This window comes from Actinoallomurus iriomotensis (assembly GCF_030269445.1).
In the GTDB taxonomy this organism is placed as follows: Bacteria; Actinomycetota; Actinomycetes; order Streptosporangiales; family Streptosporangiaceae; genus Actinoallomurus; species Actinoallomurus iriomotensis.
The window spans coordinates 1,694,384-1,715,698 of sequence record NZ_BSTJ01000001.1 but is presented as its reverse complement, the minus strand read 5'-3'; the positions used below and the strand labels follow the sequence as shown (position 1 = coordinate 1,715,698).

The window sequence follows — 21,315 nt, the reverse complement described above, 5'->3', positions numbered from 1 at the left end:
ATGGCCGAACATCGTTGGATTCGTGCGCCGCGTCAACGCGATCGTGTGGCCGCGCGGTCGGAGCTTGCCCTGCCGCCCGCGCTCGCCGTGGTCAACGCCCATCGTCGGCTTCGCGGCCCCTACACCGCCGTCGGCACGCTGTTGCGTGCGATCGTGCCCGATGCGCTGGACCGGTGCCCCGATCTGATGCAGCGGCACGATACTGAAATCATCGATACCGCGCCGGAACTGCGCGGCACCGTTTCCGCCACCCGGGAGACGTTGACCTCGCGCACGCCGGTGCCCGAACGTACCCGGTTCTATGCTCGGCTGCGGACCCTGCGGATGTCCCACGGTCTGGTCGATTTCGTCGCCGATTATCTGCGTTGCCTCGGCGGCAAGCACACTCTGATCGTTGACGACGCGCACGAGGCCGATCCCACCGACCAGGAATTCCTCGCCGTGTTGCTCCGGCGCATCGATCCGGAGCTGTTGACGGTCGTGGTGACCACGGGAACCAATCCGCTCGTCCAGCCACCAGGCCCCGTCACGGAGCCGCTCGGACTCGCCCTCGAAGCCCACTGTATTCGGCTGGACGGGCCGAATCAGGTCATCGATGCCGCCGCCGAGGCTACCGACGTTTCCGACCTTGCGCGGGACTACGTGTTCGGCGGTTGCATCGACGACGATCCGGCGGCGATCGTCGCCTATGAACGCCTCGACGCCGAGGAACGAAAGCGTCTGCACGACGCCTGCGCCACCGAGCTCGGCGCACGCGAGGAGTTTTCACTCCTCCTCGGCGCCATTCCCTATCACCTCGAACGGGGCAGTGATCCGGTCGGCGCCGCCGTGCCGGCGCTGCGCCATGCGCTGGAGCACTGCCAGAACGTGGGATGTTATCACGCGATGGCCGAATTGAGTGCACGCGGGCTGGCGTTGGTCAACCGCGAAACCGACGAAGAACAGTGGAAGCATTTCGTTGCCAAATTGGCTGCGGCGTTTTCCGCGTCCGGCCGAATCGACGAGGCGCATCTGGCCTACGAGGAAGCCCGCCGGGGAAGTACCTCGCCATTGGTGCACATACAGGCGGCCTACGGCCTGGCGATGCTCTATACCCGCCATTACGATCCCGAGCAACGCGACCACCAGGCGGCGCTTGGCTGGATCAATCTGGCCATTGCCTTGGCGGGCGCGATGACCGAACGCAAAGTACGCGAGTTCAACACGGTGTGGTACCGCAACGGGCTGGCCTTGGTCGAACTCCACCTTGGCAATCTCGAAGAGGCGTTGGGTCTGCTCGACGACGGAATCGCTCGGTTGGAGGAAGAGTTCCCCTCGGGTGAGTGGCTCCACTTCCGCACGATTCTGCGTTACAACCGATGCCAGGTCCTCGCCTCCCTCGGACGACTCGAAGAGAGCGTGGACAGTTACGCCGAGCTCATCGACATCGACCCGAACTGGGCTGAGTATCATTTCGACCAGGCGGGGATACTGCGACGGCTCGGGCGCCTCGAGGAGTCGCTCGCCGAATACACCGAAGCGATTCGGCTGTCTTCGCCGTTCCCGGAGGTCTTTTACAACCGGGGTGATCTTCGCGCGGAGATGGGTGACGTCGAGGGCGCGATCGCCGATTTCTCGTACGTGCTGGAGCTGCAGCCGGACTTCGTGGACGCCTGGGTCAACCGGGCCGGGCTGTATCTCGAACTCGGTGATCTGGACGCCGCCGAGCGGGACGCCGCAACCGGCTTGGGGCACGACCCGGACACCCCGCACCTGCACGCGGTGCTCGGCCAGATTCACGCCGAGCGGGGCGACTATCCGGCGGCGCGGTCGGCGTTCGACCGCGCCCTCGCCGCCGACCCGGATCTGATCTCCGCCCTGTCCGGCCGCGCCGCCGTGGCTCACGAGCTCGGAGACGTGGAGATCGCGCTGGCCGACCTGAGTCACGCCGTCGAGGTGCAGCCCGACAATCCGCTGCTGCGCTTCAACCGAGCGTTCGTCTATCAGCACAGCGGCCAGTGGGAGCGCGCCCTCGCCGACTTGGACGTCGCCCGCGACCTGGATCCCGACGACCCGGACGTGGCGGACGCCCTCGCCGCCGTGAAGGGCGCCATGACCCCGTCGTGAGATCGTGAGCGGCCTCGTTCACGACCGGCCGGAATGGGTGATCCATCGCTGAGCGGATCAGCGGCTAGGGCGGTCGGCGATCCGTGGGTGAAACGCCGGATGATCGCCGCTCGAGCCTGTCACGGCGTCGGCGGGTCGGGCCCCGCCGCCACAGTCCGTCCCGGCCGGTGACCAGCCGCCAGGTCACATATCCCAGCGCGGCCACCCCCGCGGCGAAGAAGACGAGAATCGTCACGGGGACGCCGCCCGGCCTGAAGCCGCCGGAGGCGGCGACGCCGACGGCGATCAGCGCACCGGTGAGGTAGCCGCCGACCCGACGGAAGCGGTTCCTGTCCTTCACGACTCCCTAACGACGATCCCTCGAGGCAGGTGCCGCCTCCGTACGCGTGCGCCCGGAGGACGGCTGCCGTCAGTGGCCGCCCCGGCGTGCGCGGAGGTAGTCGCGGACGACGTACTCGCCCAGTCGTTCCGGGGTCGGGGCGAAGACCCGGCCGCCGTTGCGGCGGGCGACCTCCTCGACGAACGAGACCAGCCGTTCGTCGTCGGCCAGCATGAAGATGTTGAGCGTCGCCCGGCGCCGGGTCATCTTGTCGACCTCGGCCAGGGTGAGCTCCAGCGTCTCCGGTGACGGCGGCCAGTCGAACGCGGAGCGGCCGTCGCGGAGCAGGTGCGCGGTCGGCTCGCCGTCGGTGATGACCAGGATGATCGGGTCGTGTTCGGGGTGCTTGTCGATGTGGCGGCCGGCGATCATCAGGGCGTGGTGGAGGTTCGTGCCCTGCACCATGTCCCAGTCGAGGCCGGCCAGCTCCGTCGGGTGCAGTTCGCGGGCGTAGTTGGAGAAGCCGATGATCTGCACGGCGTCCTGCGGGTACTTGCTGGCCACCAGCGTGTGCAGGGCGAGGGCGGTCTGCTTGGCCGATCCCCAGGTGCCGCGCAGGGCCATGGAGTAGGACAGGTCGACCAGCAGGCACACCGCCGCCGCCGTACGGCGCTCGGTCTCCAGCACCTCGAAGTCGTCGACCTCCAGCCGTACGCGCGGGCGCGGGGCCTCGGCGACCGCCCCGCCCCGGCGGAGGGCGTTCGACAGCGTGCGGATGACGTCGATGGGCTGCTCGTCGCCGGACCGCCACGGGCGGCTGGCGCCGGTCAGCTCGCCCGCCTGGCCCGCGTCGACCTGGTCGTGGTCGCCCTTGCGCGAGGCTTCGAGCTGGGCGAACACTCGCCGCAGCGCCGTCTCGCCCAGCCGGCGCACCGCCTTGGGCGTCAGGTCCAGCGACCCGCCACGGCGCTTGAGGTACCCCTGGCGTTCGAGCTCGGTCTCGATGCGCCGCAGCTCGGCCAGGTCGTCCACGGCCTGGCGGCCCAGCGCCCGGCGTACCGCCTCCTCGTCGATGTCGTCCATCCGCGCGCCCGGATAGTCCTGCCGCAGCGCGCCCTCCAGCTCGGCGAGGTCGGCCAGCTCCTCCAGCGCGGTGGTGGCGTCGCCCATCGACATCGGGTCGTCGCCGTTCATCCGCTCCGAACCGGTCCAGTCGAGGTCGGGTCGCCGCTGCCGCAGCGCCGAGCCGAGCCGGGCCATCTCGTCGGCCAGCCCGGCGTCCTCCATCGTCTGGGCCATGAGGGAGGCGAGCTCCTCGCGCTGCTCGGGTGTGAGCGAGGCGAGCAGCCGCTCGGTCGCGGCGGCGCGCCGGGCGAGGGAGTCGACGAGCTCCTCCAGGTTCTGCGGGTCGTCGGGGAAGAACTCCCCGTACTCCCGCATGAAGGCGTCGAAGTCCTCCTGCGTGTGCTGGCCGCGCGCGTCCTTCTCGAGCATGTCGTTGAGCGCGGACATCATGTCCTTGACCCGTTGCATGGCGGCCGGGTCGGGGTTGGTCATCGCCTGCTTCATGCCGCGGAACTGCGCGTCCAGCACGTCACGCCGCAGCAGGTCCTTCAGCTCCTCGAAGGTCTGCCGCGCCTCCGGCGAACGCCACTGGTAGGGCGACAGGCGGCGTACGGCCTGCGCGGTGTCCTGCGGCAGCGTGTCGAGCTCGGCCTCGCGCAGCCGCGCGTCGTCGCTCGGGTCGGGGAAGAGCGCGGCGCGCTCCTGCCCGATCGCCCGGTCGAGCAGGGCGCGCGCCTCTTCGAGCGTGCCGTCGAGCCGCCCGCTGCCGCGCAGCTGCTGCCGCCGGGAGCGCACCTGGCGCAGCAGGTCGTCCAGGCCGCGCCGCCGGCGGTCGCCGGGCAGCCCGCGGCGCAGCAGCTCGCGCAGCGCCTCGGCCGGCCCGGTGCCCTCCAGCATGGAGTCGCCCATGGCGTCGATGGCCTCGCGGATGTCGTACGGAGGCGCGAGCGGATCAGGCCCGTCGTGGTAGGACCCGTACCGGTATCCGGACACGGTGACCTTCTTTCCCCAGATGAAACGTGACTCAGGTGCGGTACGTCGACGTGCCGTCCGCGACGTCCTTGGACAGCCGCCGCATGAGGTAGAGCCCTTCGAGCGCGAACTCCAGCGCCGCCGCCGCGTGGCCGGGCGACTCGCCCTCCATGCCGAGGCCCTCCAGGATCCGCGACAGGCCGTTGACCGGGCCGATGCGGTGCAGCAGCTCCGCGGCCGGTACGAGCTCGCCGGCGTCGACGGTGGCGCCGCGGTCGAACCGGTCGAGCAGGCCCGTCAGGTCGGCCGAGCCGAGCATGCGCCGCCAGGCCTCGGCGGTGGCGCGGCGCAGCAGGTGCGCCAGCACCTCCTCCTCACGGCCCTCCTCGCTGACCTCGAACTCCACCTTGCCGAGCAGGGTCGGCACGATCGACGGCAGGTCGCAGACCCGCGCCACCGGCTGGTCCTCGTTCGCGACGGCGCCGCGCCGCAGCGCCGAGGCGGCGACGGTCTCGGTGGCCGCGATGGAGAACCGCGCCGACACGCCGGAGCGGGTGTCGACGGCCGGCGACTCGCGTACGAGCCGGGTGAACCGGGCGATGACCTCCATCAGGTGGATCGGCACGGCGGCGGTGACCTGGGCCTCCTGGCCGATCAGCACCAGCTCGTCGTCCAGGTCGAGCGGGTAGTGGGTGCGGATCTCGGCGCCGAAGCGGTCCTTCAGCGGCGTGATGATGCGGCCGCGGTTGGTGTAGTCCTCGGGGTTCGCGCTGGCCACGAGCAGGACGTCGAGCGGCAGCCGCAGGGCGTACCCGCGGATCTGCACGTCGCGCTCCTCCAGCACGTTGAGCAGCGACACCTGGATCCGCTCGGCCAGGTCGGGCAGCTCGTTGACGCAGAAGATCCCGCGGTTGGTGCGCGGCACGAGGCCGTAGTGGACGGTCTCCGGGTCGCCGAGCGTACGGCCCTCGGCCACCTTGATCGGGTCGATGTCGCCGACGAGGTCGCCGACGCTGGTGTCGGGCGTGGCGAGCTTCTCGCCGTATCGGTCGTCGCGGTGCTTCCAGTCGATCGCCAGGTCGTCGCCGTGCTCGTCGAGCAGCCGGCGGCAGCGCACGCACACCGGGGCGTACGGGTGATCGTTGATCTCGCAGCCCGCGACGATCGGCGTCCACTCGTCCAGAAGGCCGCCGAGCGTGCGGATCAGCCGGGACTTGCCCTGGCCGCGCTCGCCCAGGAGGACGAGGTCGTGCCCGGCGATCAGGGCACGTTCGAGGTGCGGCAGGACCGTTTCGTCGAACCCGACGATGCCCGGGAAGCGTGGCTCACCGGTACGGAGGCGGGCAAGGAGGTTGTCGCGGATCTCGGTCTTCACCGGCCGGTGGACATGACCACTGGCGCGGAGCTCACGAAGTGTCGTCGGTCGCGTGTTCACTGTCCTCTATCGCTATCTCACTGGTGGCCGGCCGAAGGGCGCGCTCACGTCGCCACCCCCGCCTCTTGGCTCGCCGCGCCGGACTCCCGCGCGGGCTGGTGCTCCGTTCGACACTATGCCCCGATTTTCGGATGCGCATCCGGAGGGCTCTCGTCGACACGGCGGTTGAGAGCCGTCAACGCCGGGTAGGTGAACTCGCTGTCCTTGGAGGGAGGGGCCGGAAGGGGCCTGGGAGACGACCGTGGCGAGGCCGGGAATCCTCCCCACATTGTGGTAGACCGTAAGAAATCGGACGTGTTGAAGGGGGAGACGCAGTGGCGCGGTTCGGCGACGGCCTGGCCGTCGGGCCCGACCTTGTCGCGGCCGCGGACTCCGCGGTGGCGCAGGCCCGCCTGCCTCTCGACGGCCCGCCCGACCTCGTCTTCGTGTTCGTGTGCGCGCAGGCCCCGGACGCCGTCGAGCGGGCCGCGCGGCGGGCGATGGAGGTCGCCGGCACCCCCAACGTGATCGGCTGCGGCGCTCCCGGCGTGATCGGCGGCAACCACGGCGTCGAGGACTCCAGCGCGGTCAGCGCGTGGGCGGCGCGGCTGCCGGAGGCGCGCATCGAGCCGTTCCGGCTGGAGACGCTGAAGTTTCCCGGCGAGGAGCCGGACGGAGCCCAGCGCCTCGCCGTGGTCGGCATGCCCCAGACCAGGGACGACGACGTCGTCGCCGTCCTGCTCGCCGACCCCTACACCTTTCCCGTGGACGCCTTCGTCGAGCGGTCCGGCGAGGTCCTGCCGGGCTTGCCGCTCGTCGGCGGCCTGGCCACCGGCCAGGGCGGCCGCGGCACCGCGCGGCTCTTCGCCGACGGCGAGATCGTCGACTCGGGCGCGGTCGGCGTGCTGCTCGGCGGTTCGGTCATGACCGCGACACTGGTCAGCCAGGGCGCCCGGCCGGTCGGCCCGCCGATGGCCGTCACCCGAGCCGAGGACAACGTCCTGTACGAACTGGCCGGCACGCCCGCGCTGACCAAACTCGAAGAGGTCGTGTCCGAACTGCCGGAGAAAGAACGCTCCATGATCGAGGGCGGGCTGCTGATCGGCATCGCGATGGACGAGTACGCCGAACAGCACGAGCGCGGCGACTTCCTGGTCCGCGGCGTGATCGGCGCCGACCCCGACGCCGGGGCCCTCGCCACCGGCGATGTCATCGATATCGGCCGTACGGTGCGCTTCCAGGTGCGCGACGCGGGCGCGGCCGACGAGGACCTCACCCTCATGCTCGGCGATCTCGGCCTCGCGCCGGTCGAGGGGGCGCTGCTGTTCTCCTGCACGGGCCGGGGCCGCGCGATGTTCCCCAACTCCGACCACGACGTGCGGCTGCTGCGCAGCATGCTCGGCACGTCGGGGATCGGCGGGTTCTTCGCCGCCGGCGAGATCGGGCCGGTCTCGGGCCACAACCACGTGCACGGGTTCAGCGCCTCGATCCTGGCCTTCGGCCCCGAGGCGGGGACCCCATGATGCGTTTGATCCGCAGATCGACGGGACCGCCGGCCGGGTCGTGACCTCGAAGGAGCGGTACGGGCTCGGCTAGGGGAGCGGCGGAAAATGGAAGACGGCGGCGGCGCACCGGTGGACGCCTCGGTTCTCGCGATCGACATCGGTGGCACCAAGATGGCCGCCGCGCTCGTCGAACCCGGAGGACGGGTGGGCGCGTACGAGCGCATCGTCACGCCCCGGCCGCCCCACGTCGATGCCGAGGGCCTGTGGCGCACGCTCCTGGCCCTGATCGAGAAGCTGCCGGCCAAGCGGCTCGCTGGCGTCGGGGTGGGCTGCGGCGGGCCGATGGGGTGGCCGTCGGGAAAGGTCTCCCCGCTCAACATGCCCGCGTGGCGCGGCTTCCCGCTGCGCGAGCGGCTCGTCGACCGCTTCCCCGGCCTGCCGGTCCGGGTGCACAACGACGCCGTCGCGTTCACCGTCGGTGAGCACTGGCGCGGCGCCGGACGCGGCCGGCGCAACGTCCTCGGCATGGTCGTGTCCACCGGGGTGGGCGGCGGTCTCATCCTGGGCGACCGGCTCGTCGACGGCGCGAGCGGCAACGCCGGGCACATCGGGCACGTGATCGTCGACCCGGACGGCCCGCCCTGCGAGTGCGGCGGGCGAGGCTGCCTGGAGGCGATCGCCCGCGGCCCCGCGCTGTCGGCCTGGGCGCGCGAACAGGGCTGGACCGGCGAGACCGGCAAGGAACTCGCCCACGACGCCGCGCGCGGCCATCCGATCGCCGTCCGTGCGATGAACCGCGCGGGCTGGGCGCTGGGCGTGGCGATCGCCTCGGCCACCCACCTGTGCGACCTGGACGTCGTCGCGGTCGGGGGAGGCCTGTCGCAGGCGGGGCCGCTGCTGTTCCGTCCCCTGGAGGACACCTTCCGCGCCCACGCCCGCATGGACTTCGCCCGTGAGGTGCGGGTCGTCCCGGCGGCGCTGGGGCAGATGGCGGGTCTGGTCGGCGCGGCGGCGTTCGTCTTCGGCGGCGAGCGCTACTGGACCCGCGGCTGACCCATCGCTGACGGCCGGCATGAATTTTCCACGGACTTTGCCGGCGAGTAAACCGGTGACGTGAGGTAACGGTCCCACCAATAAGCGGAAAACCTATGGCGAACTCTGGCTAACCCCCGCAAGCCAGTCGCGCCAGTTCACATTTGGGACTGACACATGCAGGATGCCGTACGGACGCCGTACGACAGTGAACCGGTGGGGGAACGGCCGGACGTCGACCGGCACACCGTCACACCGAACCGGATCGTGCTCGCGCCGACCAGCACGGAGTCGTTCTGGCTGCTGCGCCTCTACCGGAAACTCATGCCGCGGGCGCTGCGGTCGCGCGTCGCCCGGTGGGTGTCGCCGGAGGTGCGCAACCGGTTCCTCCTGAAGGCCTCCGCGGGCGGCCCGCTGCGCCGGCTCGCGGACCGCCGCATGATGCTGTGGTACCACCTGCGCCACCGGCGGCTGGTGGCCCCGGCCGGGCGAGGACTCGCCCGCGCCCGCGGCCGGGTGCGGCTCGCCGAGATCCGCGCCGGCCTCACGCCGACGTTCGCCCGCCGGGAGACGCTCGACCTGGTGTGCGCCGGCCTGACCGCGGCCGGCGTGCCGTACTTCTGCCTGCGCCCGCTCGACGACCGCCAGTCGGCCGTCGGCGTGGCGGACGCCGACCGCGGGCGCGCGATCCGTGCGCTGGCCGCCGCCTGCGCGGAGGCCGGAGCGTACGTCGGCGACGGCGACCGCCACCGGTTCGGCGGCCGGGCGTGGCGAAGCGTCGCCGGTGCGCCGGTCCTGCGGATCGTCCGCTACTACAGCACCCCGGACGGACGGCTCGTGCTCGGCGAGGAGCACGGCTGCACGGTGGAGTTCTGGACCCGCGAGGAGGACGACCTGGTCGCGCCGCGGCCCAACCGCGTCGCCGAACGCGTCCCGGCGGACGGGCGCACGGTGGGCGTACCCGAGGCGTGCCTGACCACCCTGTCGCCGTACGGCGAGCCGTACGGGGACTATCCGACGCGACCGGAGTTCACCGCCCGGCTGGTGGACGACGTGGCCTTCCCCATCGACGTCGTCTACACCTGGGTCGACGGCGCGGACGAGGCGTGGCGGGCCCGGCGCGACGCGGCGCTCGAGGCGGTCGGCGTCGCCCGGCTCAACCGGCAGGCGGCCAACGACGCCCGCTACATCAGCCGCGACGAACTGCGGTACTCCCTGCGCGGCGTCGCGGCCTACGCGCCGTGGGTCCGCCACATCTGGATCGTGACGGACGGTCAGGTGCCGCCCTGGCTGGACGCCGACCACCCGAAGGTGACGGTGGTCGACCACCGCGACATCTTCGACGACCGGGGCGTCCTGCCGACGTTCAACTCGCACGCGATCGAGTCGCAGCTCCACCACATCGAGGGGCTGGCCGAGCACTTCCTGTACTTCAACGACGACTTCTTCCTCGGCCGCCCGGTGCGGCCCGCGCAGTTCTTCCAGGCCAACGGCGTCAGCCGGTTCTTCACCTCCAAGGCGCAGGTGGCACTCGGCGACCGGTCCGTGGCGGACCTGCCGGTGCTGGCCGCAGGCAAGAACAACCGGCGGCTGATCGAGGAGGCCTTCGGGCCGGTGGTCACCCAGAAGATGAAGCACGTCCCGTACGCGCTGCGGCGCAGCGTGCTCGCCGAGATCGAGGCGCGGTTCGCCAAGGAGGCCGCCGAGACGGCACGGCACCAGTTCCGCCACCCCGACGACATCGCGATCCCGTCATCGCTGCACCACTACTACGCGTTCCTGACCGGGCGCGCCGCGCCGGGGCACATCAACTACTCCTACACCGACCTGGCCGCCCGCGAGACCCCGTACCGGCTGCGCCGGATGCTGTCGCTGCGGCGGTTCGACGTGTTCTGCCTGAACGACACCGACTCCGACGCCGTGACGCAGGCGCGGCAGCTCCAGCTCATGAGCTGGTTCCTCGACGCCTACTTCCCGGTGCCCAGTCCCTACGAGAGGCGGTGAGATCCGACGCGGGCGCGTCCTGCCGCGCGGTGAGCGGTGCCGGTCGTGGTTAACTCTGCTCATGAGTGCCGCCGTCGGCATCGATGACATCCGCGCGGCCCGCGAACTGCTGCGGGACGTCGCCGTCACCACGCCGATCCTCGAGTCCCGGTCACTGTCCGCGAAGATCGGCGGCCCCGTCCACCTCAAGTGTGAGAACCTCCAGCGCGCCGGGTCCTTCAAGACCCGCGGCGCGTACGTGCGCATCGCGCGTCTCACCGACGAGGAACGGTCGCGGGGCGTCGTCGCGGCGAGCGCCGGCAACCACGCCCAGGGTGTCGCGCTCGCCGCCAAACTGCTCGGCAGCAAGGCGGTCGTCTTCATGCCGGCCGGTGCCCCGCTGCCCAAGGTCGTGGCCACCCGCGCGTACGGTGCCGAGGTCGTGTTCGAGCGCGGCGGCGTGGACGCGTGCCTCGCCGCCGCGAACGCCTACGCCGAGGAGACCGGTGCGGTCTTCATCCACCCGTTCGACCACCCCGACGTCGTCGCGGGCCAGGGCACGCTCGGCCTGGAGATCCTCGAACAGTGCCCCGACGTCCGCACCATCCTCGTGGGCGTCGGGGGCGGCGGGCTGATCTCCGGGATCGCCGCCGCCGTCAAGACGGTACGCCCGGACGTCCACGTGGTCGGCGTGCAGGCCGAGCGCGCCGCGGCCTTCCCGCCCTCGCTCGCCGCCGGGCGCCCCGTCATGGTCGAACCGGCCTCGACGATGGCCGACGGGATCTCCGTCGGCCGTCCCGGCGACCTCACCTTCGAGCTGGTCTCCAAGCTCGTCGACTCGGTGGTGACGGTCTCGGAGGAGTCGCTGTCCGCGGCGATGGTCAACTGCCTCGAACGGTCCAAGCAGGTCGTCGAGCCGGCCGGCGCGGTGGGCGTCGCCGCGCTGCTGGACCGGCCGCAGGAGTTCGAGGCCCCGGTCGTCACGGTCCTGTCCGGCGGCAACATCGACCCGCTGCTGCTGTCGAAGGTGCTCCGCCACGGGCTGGCGTCGGCCGGACGCTACCTGGTGTTCCGCGCCCGGCTGCGCGACCACCCGGGCGCGCTGGTGGACCTGCTGTCCGAACTGGCCGAGATGGAGGTCAACGTCCTCGACGTCGTGCACGAGCGGGTGGCCGCCCGGCTCAACGTCGACGAGGCCGAGGTGCTGCTGCACCTGGAGACCCGGGGTCCGGAACACTGCGACGAGGTGCTCGGCCGCCTCCGCAAAGAGGGCTACACCCTGAGCTTCCACTGAAGCGGGCTGTCAGGCCGTCGGGGAGTCGTCCGGACGGTGGGTCCGCTCAGACGAGGTGCCGGCCCAGGAAGGCGATCTGCGCTGGAAGCACGCGGCGGCGGAACACCGCGTCGTGGCACCCGGCGTAGATGCCGCCGGTGACCTCGGCGGTCTTGGCGAGGCGGAGCCGGTCCAGCAGGGTCTTGGCCGGGATTGAGAGCGCGTCGTCCCGGCCGCAGGTCACCGAGACCGGAATACGCGCGACCGACCTGGAGAACGCGACGGCGTCATCATGCGAGATCGCGGGTGAGGTCGCCGCCACCACGGCGACGCGATCAGGCCCCAGCACCGACGCGAGGCTCAGCACGCCGCGGCCGCCGATCGACCAGCCGAGCAGCCCGATACGTCCGGTGGAGAGTCCCTGGTCGTGCAGGAAGGGCACCAGGGACTCGGTGATCACGGGCGACGGATCGCCGGTGACGTCGGCCCAGTCGTCGATGGCGGCCATGGCGAACGGAGGGACGCCGCTCTGGACGGCGGCGGCGAGGTGGTACTGGACGCCATAGAGGTCGAAGGGCGTCCGGGCGTCCCCGTTCGAGCCGTGCAGCATCACCACCACCGGCAGGTGTTTCGCCCCGCCGGGCGGAAAACCGACCATGGCCGACGTCGTCCGCCCATTCGCGGAGAAAGGCAACTCGCGAACGGGCCCGGGCGTCACTTTGGGAAGCTTCGGCATCGACCCGCATTTTCCGAGATAGGGCGCCAGCCGATAACGCCCCGGAAGAATGTCCGCCTGCACCAGTGGATAGGCACCTCCCACGGCGGCCACGGCCGCCGTTCCCCCGATGAGAAAGTGACGACGAGACAGGATGGACATTCGACGAACGTAGCGTGATCGTCCCGCCTGAACCGGTCCGTTCAGGAACTCACGCGGTCATACGGCCCAGCCGCTCTGCTCGGTGACCGGGCGTGCCTGGGCCGGGGGCGGCTCGACGGGGCGGCCCTCGTACTGGGTCGACAGGACGATGTGGGAGTTCATCTCGCCGTGTGAGCCGAGGCGTTCGAGCAGTCCCTCCAGGTGCTGCATGGACGCGACCCGGACGCGGAGCATCGAACAGGCGGTGCCGCTCAGCTTGTGTATCTCGGTGACCTCCGGGAACTCCTCGGCCGTCGTGGTCTTGAGCAGGCAACTGCCGAGTGCGCAGCGCAGCTGGACGAATGCCGTCAGCGGCAGTCCGGCCTTGGCCGCGTCGACGCGCGCGCCGTACCCGGTGATGACTCCGGCCTCCTCCAGCCGCCGGACGCGCTCGGCGACCGCGGGGGCGGAGAGGTTCACCAGGCGGGCGAGCCGGTTGTACGACAGGCGGCCGTCACGTTGCAGCTCGCCGAGGATGCGCCAGTCGGTCTGATCGAGCGGTCTGTCCATCCGGAAACTCTCGCGCCGAATCTCCTTTCGGACAAGAGGCCGTCCGTCCCGATCTCCGTTGATCACCCATTCATCGGGCGGCTCGGCTTTTCTACCGTCAACGCATGATCCGTACACGTATGGTGGCGGCCCTCTTCTCCGGGGCCGCGCTGATGAACGCCGCGATGGCCATCGCCAGTGCCGTCGCCACGATCGTCGCCGGCGACCGCCTCGGCGCGCGGTGGGGCGCGGTGCCGAACACCGCGGGCATCATCGGCACCGGCGTCGGCGCGCTGGCTCTGACCTGGATGATGGGCCGTCACGGCCGGAGGGCCGGTCTGACCTGCGGCTACCTGGCGGCGGCGCTCGGGGGTGTGGTGTCGGCCGGCGCGGTGGCGGCCGGGAACGTCCTCGCGCTGAGCGCCGGGCTGCTCCTGCTCGGTCTGGGCAACGCGGGCGCGCAGCTGTCGCGGTACGCGGCCGCCGAGCTCTATCCGCCGGAACGCCGTGGCTTCGCGATCGGCTCGGTGGTGTGGGCCGGCGCGATCGGCGCGGTGATCGGGCCACTGCTGATCGGCCCGGCGAGCGATGTCACGTCCTCGCTCGGCCACACCGCTCTGACCGGCCCCTACGCCGTCGCCGCCGCGGCGACCCTGATCGCCGCCGGCGTCGCCCGCCTGGCCCTGGCGGGCCGGGCAGGTCGCGCGGGGTACGACGTGACGTCCGTGCGACTCCGGGAGGTGGCCCGGGGCGCCGGGGCGCGCACCGCACTGGCGGTGATGGTCACCGCGCAGGTCGTCATGGTCGCGGTGATGACGGCGACCCCTCTGGAGATGCACATGCACGGTGAGGGGCTCGACGCCGTGGGGCTGGCGCTGTCCGCGCACACGCTGGGCATGTTCGCGTTCTCGCCCGTCACCGGATGGCTGATCGACCGGACCGGCCCCCGGCCCGCGATGGGTGGCGGGCTGGGTGTCCTGGTCCTCGCGTCGGTGCTGGCCGCGATCACGTCCACCGGCGGCACGTCCGTACGGGCCGGAGCGCTGTTCCTGCTCGGCTACGGCTGGAACCTCTGCTTCGTCGGTGGCAGCAGCCGCCTCGCCCGGGATTTGCCCGAACCGGCGCGAGCCGGAGTCGAGGGCGCGGTGGACGCGACGGTGTGGGGCGTCGCGGCGGTGGCGAGCCTCGTGTCCACACCGGTCCTGTCGGCGGGCGGCTACGCGGCGCTCGCCTGGGCGGCCGCCGCGTGCGCGCTGGCGCCGGCGGCGTTCCTGCTCACCGCCGAGGCGCGGTGACCCGGCCGGAGCGGACGAAGATCGCCGCCGAACAGCGTTCCGCCCCAACCGAGGCGGGCGTCGCCGTCCCTAGGCGTGGTCGACCAGTTCGCGGACGCCCGACTCGCGGGCGCAGTGGGCGCAGCAGAAGAAGCGGTCGCCCGCCTCGACGCCGTGGCCCACGATGCGGCACTGGCAGTGCTCGCAGATCGGGGCCATGCGCTGGATCGCGCACTCGAACGAGTCGAAGACGTGCACCGCGCCCTGCGCGTGCACCTCGAACGACATGCCGTAGTCGTTCCCGCAGACTTCGCATGTGGCCATGAGTCCCCCCAAACCCATCCCCAGTGGTGGTCACCCTCAGTCTTCCCCCGACCACGCCCGCTGATGTCGCGGCCGGAAAAGACGAACGTCCCCGGGCCCGCGCGGGCCCGGGGACGTTCGGCCGGAACGCCTACAGCGCGGGCTTGCCCGCGGTGTACAGCCACGCCTGGAACAGCGGGCGCAGGTCCTTGTGGGTGTACCGCTGGGCGAAGGCGGTGAACTCCGCGGTCGTGTCGTTGCCGTACCGGTGCTGGGCCGGCCACGCCTTGACCAGGGCGAAGAACGCCGTGTCACCGATCGCCAGGCGCAGCTGGTGCAGGGTCATCGCCGCCCGGGTGTACACCAGGTCGTCGAAGATGTGGTCGCGGCCCGGGTCGGCCACCTTCCCGTTCCAGTCGGTGGAGGCGGACTTGTAGGCGTCGTCGAAGTGCTGCTGCGCCGTCTCGCCGCCGTGCTGCTCGTCGTAGAGCCACTCGGTGTAGGTCGCGAAGCCCTCGTTCAGCCAGATGTGCTGCCAGACGTACGGGGTCACCGAGTCGCCGAACCACTGGTGGCCGAGCTCGTGCGAGAGAAGGGTGGCCGACGGCAGGGCGCCGGCGGTGCGCCGGGCGTACACCGGCCGGGTCTGGGTCTCCAGGGAGTAGCCGACGTTCGGCGCGAGCACGCTGATGCCGCCGGTCGTGGAGAACGGGAAGCGCCCGTAGATCTTCTGTTCCCAGTCGATGACGTCGGCGGTCGCCTTGTTGAAGTCGTCGGCCGCCGTCTTGTTACCGGCCGGCACCGAGGCCGGGTCGACGGCCGTGATGTTCCGCAGGCCGGTCGCGGTGCGCGTGTCACGGACGTCGAAGTGGCCGATCGCCATCAGCACGAGCTCGCTCGCGGTGGGCTGGCGGTCGATCCAGCGGAAGGTGGTGTTCGCGCCCTGCGTGTGCTCGCCCGCGGGGTCGCCGTTGGCCAGCACCTTCAGGCCCTTCGGCACCGTGACGGTGAAGTCGTACGTCGCCTTGTCGTGGGTCGTGTCGTTGACCGGGTACCAGGTCGCCGACCCGAACGGCTGTGACAGCGCGACCGCGCCGTCGTGGGTGGCGATCCAGCCGGACAGGCCGAGCGCCGGGTCGTTGATCGACTGCGGCACGCCGGAGTACGCGACGTCGACGGTGAAGACCTTGTCCTGCGGCACGCCGCGCGCCGGCGTGATCACCAGCTCCTGGGCGCCGGAGCGGGCGTAGGAGGCGGTCCGCCCGTCGACGGTGAGCTTGCTGATCTTCAACGGGCCGGAGAAGTCGAAGTCGAACCGCGACAGGTTCTGGGTGGCCCGGGCGGTGATCCTCGCGGTGGCGTCGATGGCCTTGGTGCCCGGGTCGTACTTCAGGCCGAGAGAGTAGTGCTGGGCGTCGTAGCCGCCGTTCCCCATGTCGGGGAAGTAACGGTCGCCGGCGCCGGGCAGGCCCGGCGTGAAGGCACGGTGACCGGCGTACGCGGTCGCCGTGGGAGCGAGCAGACCGATCGTCGCCAGTGCGGCGGCGATCGACAGCGCTCGCGAGGTGGTCCTCGCCATGCGAACTCTCCCGTCATCAAGGCGCATGCGCGCCTGAACATGCAAGGGGAAGCATGCTCGGCCGAATGCTTCGCTGCAAGATCCGCGTCGGTGCGGCGTTCCGTCCGGCTACCAGTTCACGGGGCGCCCTCTGTCGTACAGCCACACCTGGAACAGATGGCGCAGGTCCATGCCGGAGACCCGCTGGGCGAGCGCCGTGAACTGCGCGGTCGTGGCGTTGCCGTGCCGGTGCTCGGCGGTCCAGGCACGCAGGATCGCGAAGAACCGCTGGTCACCGACCTTCTTGCGCAACGCGTGCAGCGCCATCGCACCGCGGTCGTAGACCGAACGGCCGAACAGCGCGGTGCGGCCGGGCGCGGCCGGCGGGATGTTCCACAGGTCGGAGCCGCGCGTCTGGGAGTACCGGCTGTCGAACTGGCTCTGGACCGTGTCGGCGGGGTTCTCCCGCTCACCCCACATCCACTCGGCGTACGTCGCGAACCCCTCGTTGAGCCACATGTCGCCCCACCGCGTCACCGAGACGCTGTCGCCGAACCACTGGTGGGACAGCTCGTGCGCGACCACGGTGGGCAGCGCGGCCATGCCCGCGATGTACTCCGGCCTGGTCTGGGTCTCCAGGGCGAACTGCACCGGCGCGTCGTCGACCACCCCACCCGTCGAGGTGAAGGGGTACGGGCCGAAGAGCTTGGCCCAGGCGTCGGTGACCTTCACCGTGTTGTCGTACAGGGAGTCCAGGCCGGCCTGGTCGATGGAGGAGTCGACGGCGACGTAGACCGGAACCCCGCCCGGCGTGCGTCCTTGGCGGACCTTGAACCGGCCGACGTCGACCATCGCGAGGTAGGTCGCCATCGGATCGCGTTCGCGCCAGGTGTAGGTGACCGCGTCACCGGACTCGGTGGTGCCGGCGAGCTCGCCGTTGGCCACCGCGGTCAGCCCGCGCGGCACGGTGACGCGGAACCCGAACGTCGCCTTGTCCCTCGGGTGGTCGTTGCTCGGGAACCAGCTGTGCGCCCCGTCGGGCTCGTCGCCGGTGAACACGCCATCGCCGGTACGGATCCAGCCGTACTTGCCGAGCAGGTGGTCGTCGACCGCCTTCGGGTTGCCGGAGTAGGTGACGGCCACCGTGAACGAGCCGCCCCGGGCGATCGGCTTCGGGGGAGTGACGACCAGCTTGCCGGGCGCCCGGCTGTGCGTCGCGGACACCCCGCCGACCGTGACCTTGGTGACGTCGAGCCCGGTGAGGTCGAGATCGAACCGGCTCAGCGCCTGAGTGGCGGTCGCGGTGATCGTCGTGGTGCCGGCCACCGCCGGGTGCGCCTGCGGGGTGATCTTCAGGTCGAGGTCGTAGTGCTGGACGTCGTAGCCGCCGTTGCCGCTGCCGGGCACCACGGAGTCGCCGGCGCTCGCGGCGCCGGGCGCCGCGTGCGCGGCCTGCTGCGCGGGGACACGGGCGCTGCCTGCCGTACAGGCCGTCAGGGCCAGGGGCAGGAGGACGCTCGCGGCGGTCCGGCGGGCTTTCATCGATACAGAGTGGCTGGTCAGCGGCCCAAACGCCAAATCGGGAGGGTGCAGCCGGGGCTTCGGACGTACGGAACGGGCATTGCGGGCGTCATCCCACCCAGCTCAAAACGGGCGTCTTTCCCGGCCAGCGGCGAAGTCACGGTCCTGGCCGGGAATGCGACGTCCTCAGGGCCACGGCGGTGATCCTCGCCGCCACGACGCTCGTCCTGCGGTCACGTCAGCCGGGCGCCATGCGGCTGAGGTGCTCCCACTCGCGGTACTGCGCCGTGCGGGCCTGAAGGCTTTGCTGCACCATGTCGAAGGACGCGCCGCCGACGATGAGCCGCCGGGGCGGCGCCGGCAGGTCGACCAGCTCCATGATCACGGGGGCGGCCGTGCTCGGGGAGGGACCGGCGTCCTCGCCCCACATCTCGATCATCTTGTCGCGCAGTTCCTGGTAGTGCGGGTCGGGCGTCGTCGCCGTGGTGCCCGTGGTGAACAGGCCGGTGTCGTAGTCGCCCATCTGGACGATGGTGAGCTTGACGCCGAACTGCTCGGCCTCCATCGCCACGGCCTCGGAGACCGAGTCGAGGGCCGACTTGCCGGCCGCGTACAGGCCGACCATCGGAAAACCGCCGCCGGTGCCCATCGTCGTGACCTGCAGGATGCGCCCGCCGCCCTGGGCGCGCAGATGCGGGAGCACAGCCTGGGTGACCCAGACCGCGCCGAAGAGGTTGACGTCGAAGTGGGCCCGGATCTGTTCTTCCGTCGCCTCCTCCACCATGCCCAGCAGCATGCCGCCGGCATTGTTGACCACGATGTCGAGCCTGCCGAAGGCCGCCGCCGCCCGGTCCACGGTCGCGAACACGGCCGCGCGGTCGCTGACATCCAGGGGCAGCCGTACCAGCCGGTCGGGGTATTTCCCGGCGAGGTCGGCGAGCGGCTCGACGTTCCGCGCGGCCCCGACGACCCGGTCGCCCGCCTCCAGCGCCGCCTCCGCGAACGCCCGGCCCAGACCGCGCGACGCGCCCGTGATGAACCACACACGGTTCATGGACTTCACCCCCTCCTGTCCGGTTCTCCGTAACGAGGCAAGACGATACGTCTCGCCTCGGCAAGGTGTCAAGACGGAACGTCTCGTCTCATAGAGTGGTACGATCCGGGTCATGGTCAAGCCGCCCAACCCCGCCCGCCGCAGCGAGCACTCCCGGCAGGCCATCCTCACCGCCGCCCGCGAGCTGATCGCCGAGATGGGGTACGCCAAGCTGACCATCGAGGGCATCGCGGCCCGGGCCGGCGTGGGAAAGCAGACCATCTACCGCTGGTGGCCCTCCAAGGGCGCTGTGATCTTCGACGCCTTCCTGGCGCTGAGCGAGTCCGGACCGGAACAGGGCGTGGCTCTGCCCGACACCGGCGACCTGGAGGCCGATCTCAAGGTGGTGATGCGGGCGACGGTGGCGGAGTTCGCCGACCCCGCGTTCGAGGGGCCGATCCGCGCGCTCAACGCCGAGATCGTCAACGACCCCGCGCTGGCCGCCCAGTATCGCGAGAAGCTGGGCGGTCCGGTGGACGAGGCCAAGAAGGCCCGGCTGCGCAACGCGCAACGGGCCGGCCAACTCGCCGCGGACGCCGACCTCGACCTGGCACTGGAGCTGCTGTACGCACCTCTCTACCAGCGCTGGCTGCTCCGCTCCGGCCCGCTCACCCCCGAATACGCCGACGCCCTCGTCGAGGTCTTTCTCAAGGCCATGCGGCCGGACGTCGTCCGCTGACGACGCCCGGACCGGGCGGGACACGATCCGCCGCAGAAGCGGTCAGAGGTTGCCGCGGCGTTCCTGTTCCCGTTCGATCGCCTCGAACAGGGCCTTGAAGTTGCCCTTGCCGAAGCCGAGCGACCCGTGCCGCTCGATCAGTTCGAAGAAGACCGTCGGGCGGTCCTGCACCGGCTTGGTGAAGATCTGCAGCAGGTAGCCGTCCTCGTCGCGGTCGACCAGGATGCCGCGCTTCTGCAGCTCCTCGATCGGCACGCGCACCTCGCCGATGCGGCTCCGCAGCTCCTCGTCCTCGTAGTAGGAGTCGGGCGTGGTGAGGAACTCCAGGCCGGCGGCGCGCATCGCGTCGACGGAGTAGAGGATGTCGTTCGTCGCCAGGGCGATGTGCTGCATGCCCGGACCGCCGTAGAACTCCAGGTACTCGTCGATCTGCGACTTCTTCTTGGCGATCGCCGGCTCGTTGAGCGGGAACTTGACCTTGCCGCGGCCGTCCGCGACGACCTTGGACATCAGCGCGGAGTACTCCGTGGCGATGTCGTCGCCGATGAACTCCTTCATGTTCGTGAAGCCCATGACGCGCTTGTAGAAGCCCACCCACTCGTCCATCCGGCCGAGCTCGACGTTGCCCACGCAGTGGTCGATCGCCTGGAAGAAGTGCCGGTCGCCGGGGGCCACGATCGGGTCGGCGGCGACGTACCCGGGCAGGTACGGGCCGGAGTAGTCGCCCCGCTCGACGAGGGAGTGGCGGGTCTCGCCGTACGTGGCGATGGCGGCGATCACGACCCGGCCGTGCTCGTCCTCCAGCACGTGCGGCTTGTCCAGCCCGGTCGCGCCCTGGGCGACGGCGTGCTCGTACGCCGCGGTCGCGTCCGGCACCTCGATGGCCAGGTCGATCGCTCCGTCACCGTGCTCGGCGACGTGGCGGCCCAGGTCGGTGCCGGCGCGTACGGCGCCCTTGAGGACGAACCGCGCGCCGCCCGACTCCAGGACGTACGCGGCCTCGTCCCGGCTGCCCGTCTCCGGCCCCTTGTACGCCACGCAGCGCATGCCGAACGCGGTGGAGTAGTAGTGCGCCGCCTGCTTGGCGTTGCCCACGGCGAACACGACGGCGTCCATGCCCCTGACCGGGAAGGCGTCCGCCTCGCGCGCGTCGGCCGGAACGTGTTCGTTGGCTGCGGTCGTCATGGTGCTCCTCACGCGACGGGTGAACGACAGCTCGACCCCCTCAATGTCGATCCCGTCCACAGGTTGCGCAAGAGCACTTGAAATAGCTGAGCAACCTGTACACCCTGATCCCGAGGACACTCGAAAATCTGTACAGGCTGCCTACAGCGAGGAACGCCATGATCGACGAACTCGACGCGCGGCTGATCGCGCTGCTGGCCGACGAGCCGCGCATCGGCGTGCTGGAGTGCTCGCGCCGGCTCAGCGTCGCGCGCGGCACCGTGCAGGCACGCCTGGACCGGCTACAGCAGCGCGGCGTGATCCGGGGCTTCGGCCCCGAGGTCGACCCGGCCGCCCTCGGCTACCAGGTCACCGCGTTCGTGACGCTGGAGATCCGGCAGGCGGGCGGGCACGACTCCGTCGCGGCACGGCTGGCCGCCATCCCGGAGGTGATCGAGGTGCACACGATCACCGGTGGGGGCGACATGCTGTGCCGCATCGTCGGACGCGGGAACCAGGACCTGCAACGGGTCATCGACCTGATCGTCGATGTGGAAGGCGTGCACCGGACGTCGACCGTGATCGCGTTGGCGACCCCCGTGCACCAGCGGACCCTGCCGCTGGTGCACGCGGCCGTACGTCAGTGAGG

At 71.0% G+C, this 21,315-nt stretch carries 18 protein-coding genes; 8 read left to right on the top strand and 10 right to left on the bottom strand.

Going from position 1 to position 21,315, the window contains the following annotated elements:
• Complete coding sequence (locus QSK37_RS08150) at positions 1-2,106, top strand: tetratricopeptide repeat protein (RefSeq protein ID WP_285618644.1); 2,106 nt, start codon at positions 1-3, stop codon at positions 2,104-2,106.
• A gap of 64 nt (positions 2,107-2,170) precedes the next feature.
• Here the strand turns inward: QSK37_RS08150 and QSK37_RS08145 are convergent, their stop codons facing one another.
• From QSK37_RS08145 to QSK37_RS08135, 3 genes are all read right to left on the bottom strand, one after another.
• Positions 2,171-2,446, bottom strand: coding sequence for a hypothetical protein (locus QSK37_RS08145; RefSeq protein WP_285618642.1), 276 nt, complete (start codon positions 2,444-2,446; stop codon positions 2,171-2,173).
• Between the two features lie 69 nt (positions 2,447-2,515).
• On the bottom strand, positions 2,516-4,483 hold the full coding sequence (locus tag QSK37_RS08140) for a vWA domain-containing protein (protein WP_285618640.1): 1,968 nt from the start codon (positions 4,481-4,483) through the stop codon (positions 2,516-2,518).
• A 31-nt stretch (positions 4,484-4,514) separates the two neighbouring features.
• Positions 4,515-5,837, bottom strand: a complete 1,323-nt coding sequence (locus QSK37_RS08135) for a sigma 54-interacting transcriptional regulator (protein ID WP_432705533.1) — start codon at positions 5,835-5,837, stop codon at positions 4,515-4,517.
• Positions 5,838-6,211: 374 nt separating this feature from the next.
• Between QSK37_RS08135 and QSK37_RS08130 the strand changes: the two genes are divergently transcribed.
• The 4 genes from QSK37_RS08130 (at position 6,212) to ilvA (ending at position 11,690) form a co-directional block, all read left to right on the top strand.
• The gene (locus tag QSK37_RS08130; RefSeq protein ID WP_285618638.1) at positions 6,212-7,399 is read left to right on the top strand and encodes an FIST signal transduction protein; all 1,188 of its coding nucleotides are present in this window, start codon (positions 6,212-6,214) and stop codon (positions 7,397-7,399) included.
• Positions 7,400-7,486: 87 nt separating this feature from the next.
• On the top strand, positions 7,487-8,434 hold the full coding sequence (locus QSK37_RS08125; RefSeq protein WP_285618636.1) for an ROK family protein: 948 nt from the start codon (positions 7,487-7,489) through the stop codon (positions 8,432-8,434).
• A gap of 156 nt (positions 8,435-8,590) precedes the next feature.
• Entirely contained in the window at positions 8,591-10,417 is a 1,827-nt protein-coding gene (locus tag QSK37_RS08120) for a stealth family protein (protein WP_285618635.1), read from the top strand.
• Between the two features lie 61 nt (positions 10,418-10,478).
• A complete protein-coding gene (gene ilvA, locus QSK37_RS08115; protein ID WP_285618633.1) occupies positions 10,479-11,690 on the top strand; it encodes a threonine ammonia-lyase in 1,212 nt (403 codons plus the stop codon).
• 46 nt (positions 11,691-11,736) lie between these two features.
• Here ilvA and QSK37_RS08110 read toward each other — a convergent pair whose 3' ends face one another.
• Together QSK37_RS08110 and QSK37_RS08105 are read right to left on the bottom strand one after the other, a co-directional pair.
• Positions 11,737-12,327, bottom strand: coding sequence for an alpha/beta hydrolase (locus tag QSK37_RS08110; protein ID WP_285618631.1), 591 nt, complete (start codon positions 12,325-12,327; stop codon positions 11,737-11,739).
• 276 nt (positions 12,328-12,603) lie between these two features.
• Entirely contained in the window at positions 12,604-13,095 is a 492-nt protein-coding gene (locus tag QSK37_RS08105; protein WP_285618630.1) for an Lrp/AsnC family transcriptional regulator, read from the bottom strand.
• 104 nt (positions 13,096-13,199) lie between these two features.
• Between QSK37_RS08105 and QSK37_RS08100 the strand changes: the two genes are divergently transcribed.
• Entirely contained in the window at positions 13,200-14,369 is a 1,170-nt protein-coding gene (locus QSK37_RS08100) for an MFS transporter (protein ID WP_285618628.1), read from the top strand.
• 69 nt (positions 14,370-14,438) lie between these two features.
• Here QSK37_RS08100 and QSK37_RS08095 read toward each other — a convergent pair whose 3' ends face one another.
• The 4 genes from QSK37_RS08095 to QSK37_RS08080 all read right to left on the bottom strand — a co-directional run bounded on the left by QSK37_RS08095 (position 14,439) and on the right by QSK37_RS08080 (position 18,784).
• Positions 14,439-14,672 carry a hypothetical protein gene (locus tag QSK37_RS08095; protein ID WP_285571025.1) on the bottom strand — a complete coding sequence of 78 codons (234 nt, stop codon included), beginning with the start codon at positions 14,670-14,672 and terminating at the stop codon, positions 14,439-14,441.
• A 130-nt stretch (positions 14,673-14,802) separates the two neighbouring features.
• The gene (locus QSK37_RS08090) at positions 14,803-16,230 is read right to left on the bottom strand and encodes a M1 family metallopeptidase (protein WP_285618627.1); all 1,428 of its coding nucleotides are present in this window, start codon (positions 16,228-16,230) and stop codon (positions 14,803-14,805) included.
• A 108-nt stretch (positions 16,231-16,338) separates the two neighbouring features.
• On the bottom strand, positions 16,339-17,751 hold the full coding sequence (locus QSK37_RS08085; protein WP_285618626.1) for a M1 family metallopeptidase: 1,413 nt from the start codon (positions 17,749-17,751) through the stop codon (positions 16,339-16,341).
• 217 nt (positions 17,752-17,968) lie between these two features.
• The gene (locus QSK37_RS08080; RefSeq protein ID WP_285618625.1) at positions 17,969-18,784 is read right to left on the bottom strand and encodes an SDR family NAD(P)-dependent oxidoreductase; all 816 of its coding nucleotides are present in this window, start codon (positions 18,782-18,784) and stop codon (positions 17,969-17,971) included.
• 112 nt (positions 18,785-18,896) lie between these two features.
• Between QSK37_RS08080 and QSK37_RS08075 the strand changes: the two genes are divergently transcribed.
• On the top strand, positions 18,897-19,502 hold the full coding sequence (locus QSK37_RS08075) for a TetR/AcrR family transcriptional regulator (protein WP_285618624.1): 606 nt from the start codon (positions 18,897-18,899) through the stop codon (positions 19,500-19,502).
• Positions 19,503-19,544: 42 nt separating this feature from the next.
• Here QSK37_RS08075 and hppD read toward each other — a convergent pair whose 3' ends face one another.
• Positions 19,545-20,687 (bottom strand): 4-hydroxyphenylpyruvate dioxygenase, encoded by a 1,143-nt coding sequence (hppD, locus tag QSK37_RS08070; RefSeq protein ID WP_285618623.1) that lies wholly within the window; start codon positions 20,685-20,687, stop codon positions 19,545-19,547.
• 158 nt (positions 20,688-20,845) lie between these two features.
• On the opposite strand from hppD, the gene QSK37_RS08065 reads away from it, so the two are divergent.
• Positions 20,846-21,313 (top strand): Lrp/AsnC family transcriptional regulator, encoded by a 468-nt coding sequence (locus QSK37_RS08065; RefSeq protein ID WP_285571013.1) that lies wholly within the window; start codon positions 20,846-20,848, stop codon positions 21,311-21,313.
• The last annotated feature ends 2 nt before the right edge of the window (positions 21,314-21,315 follow it).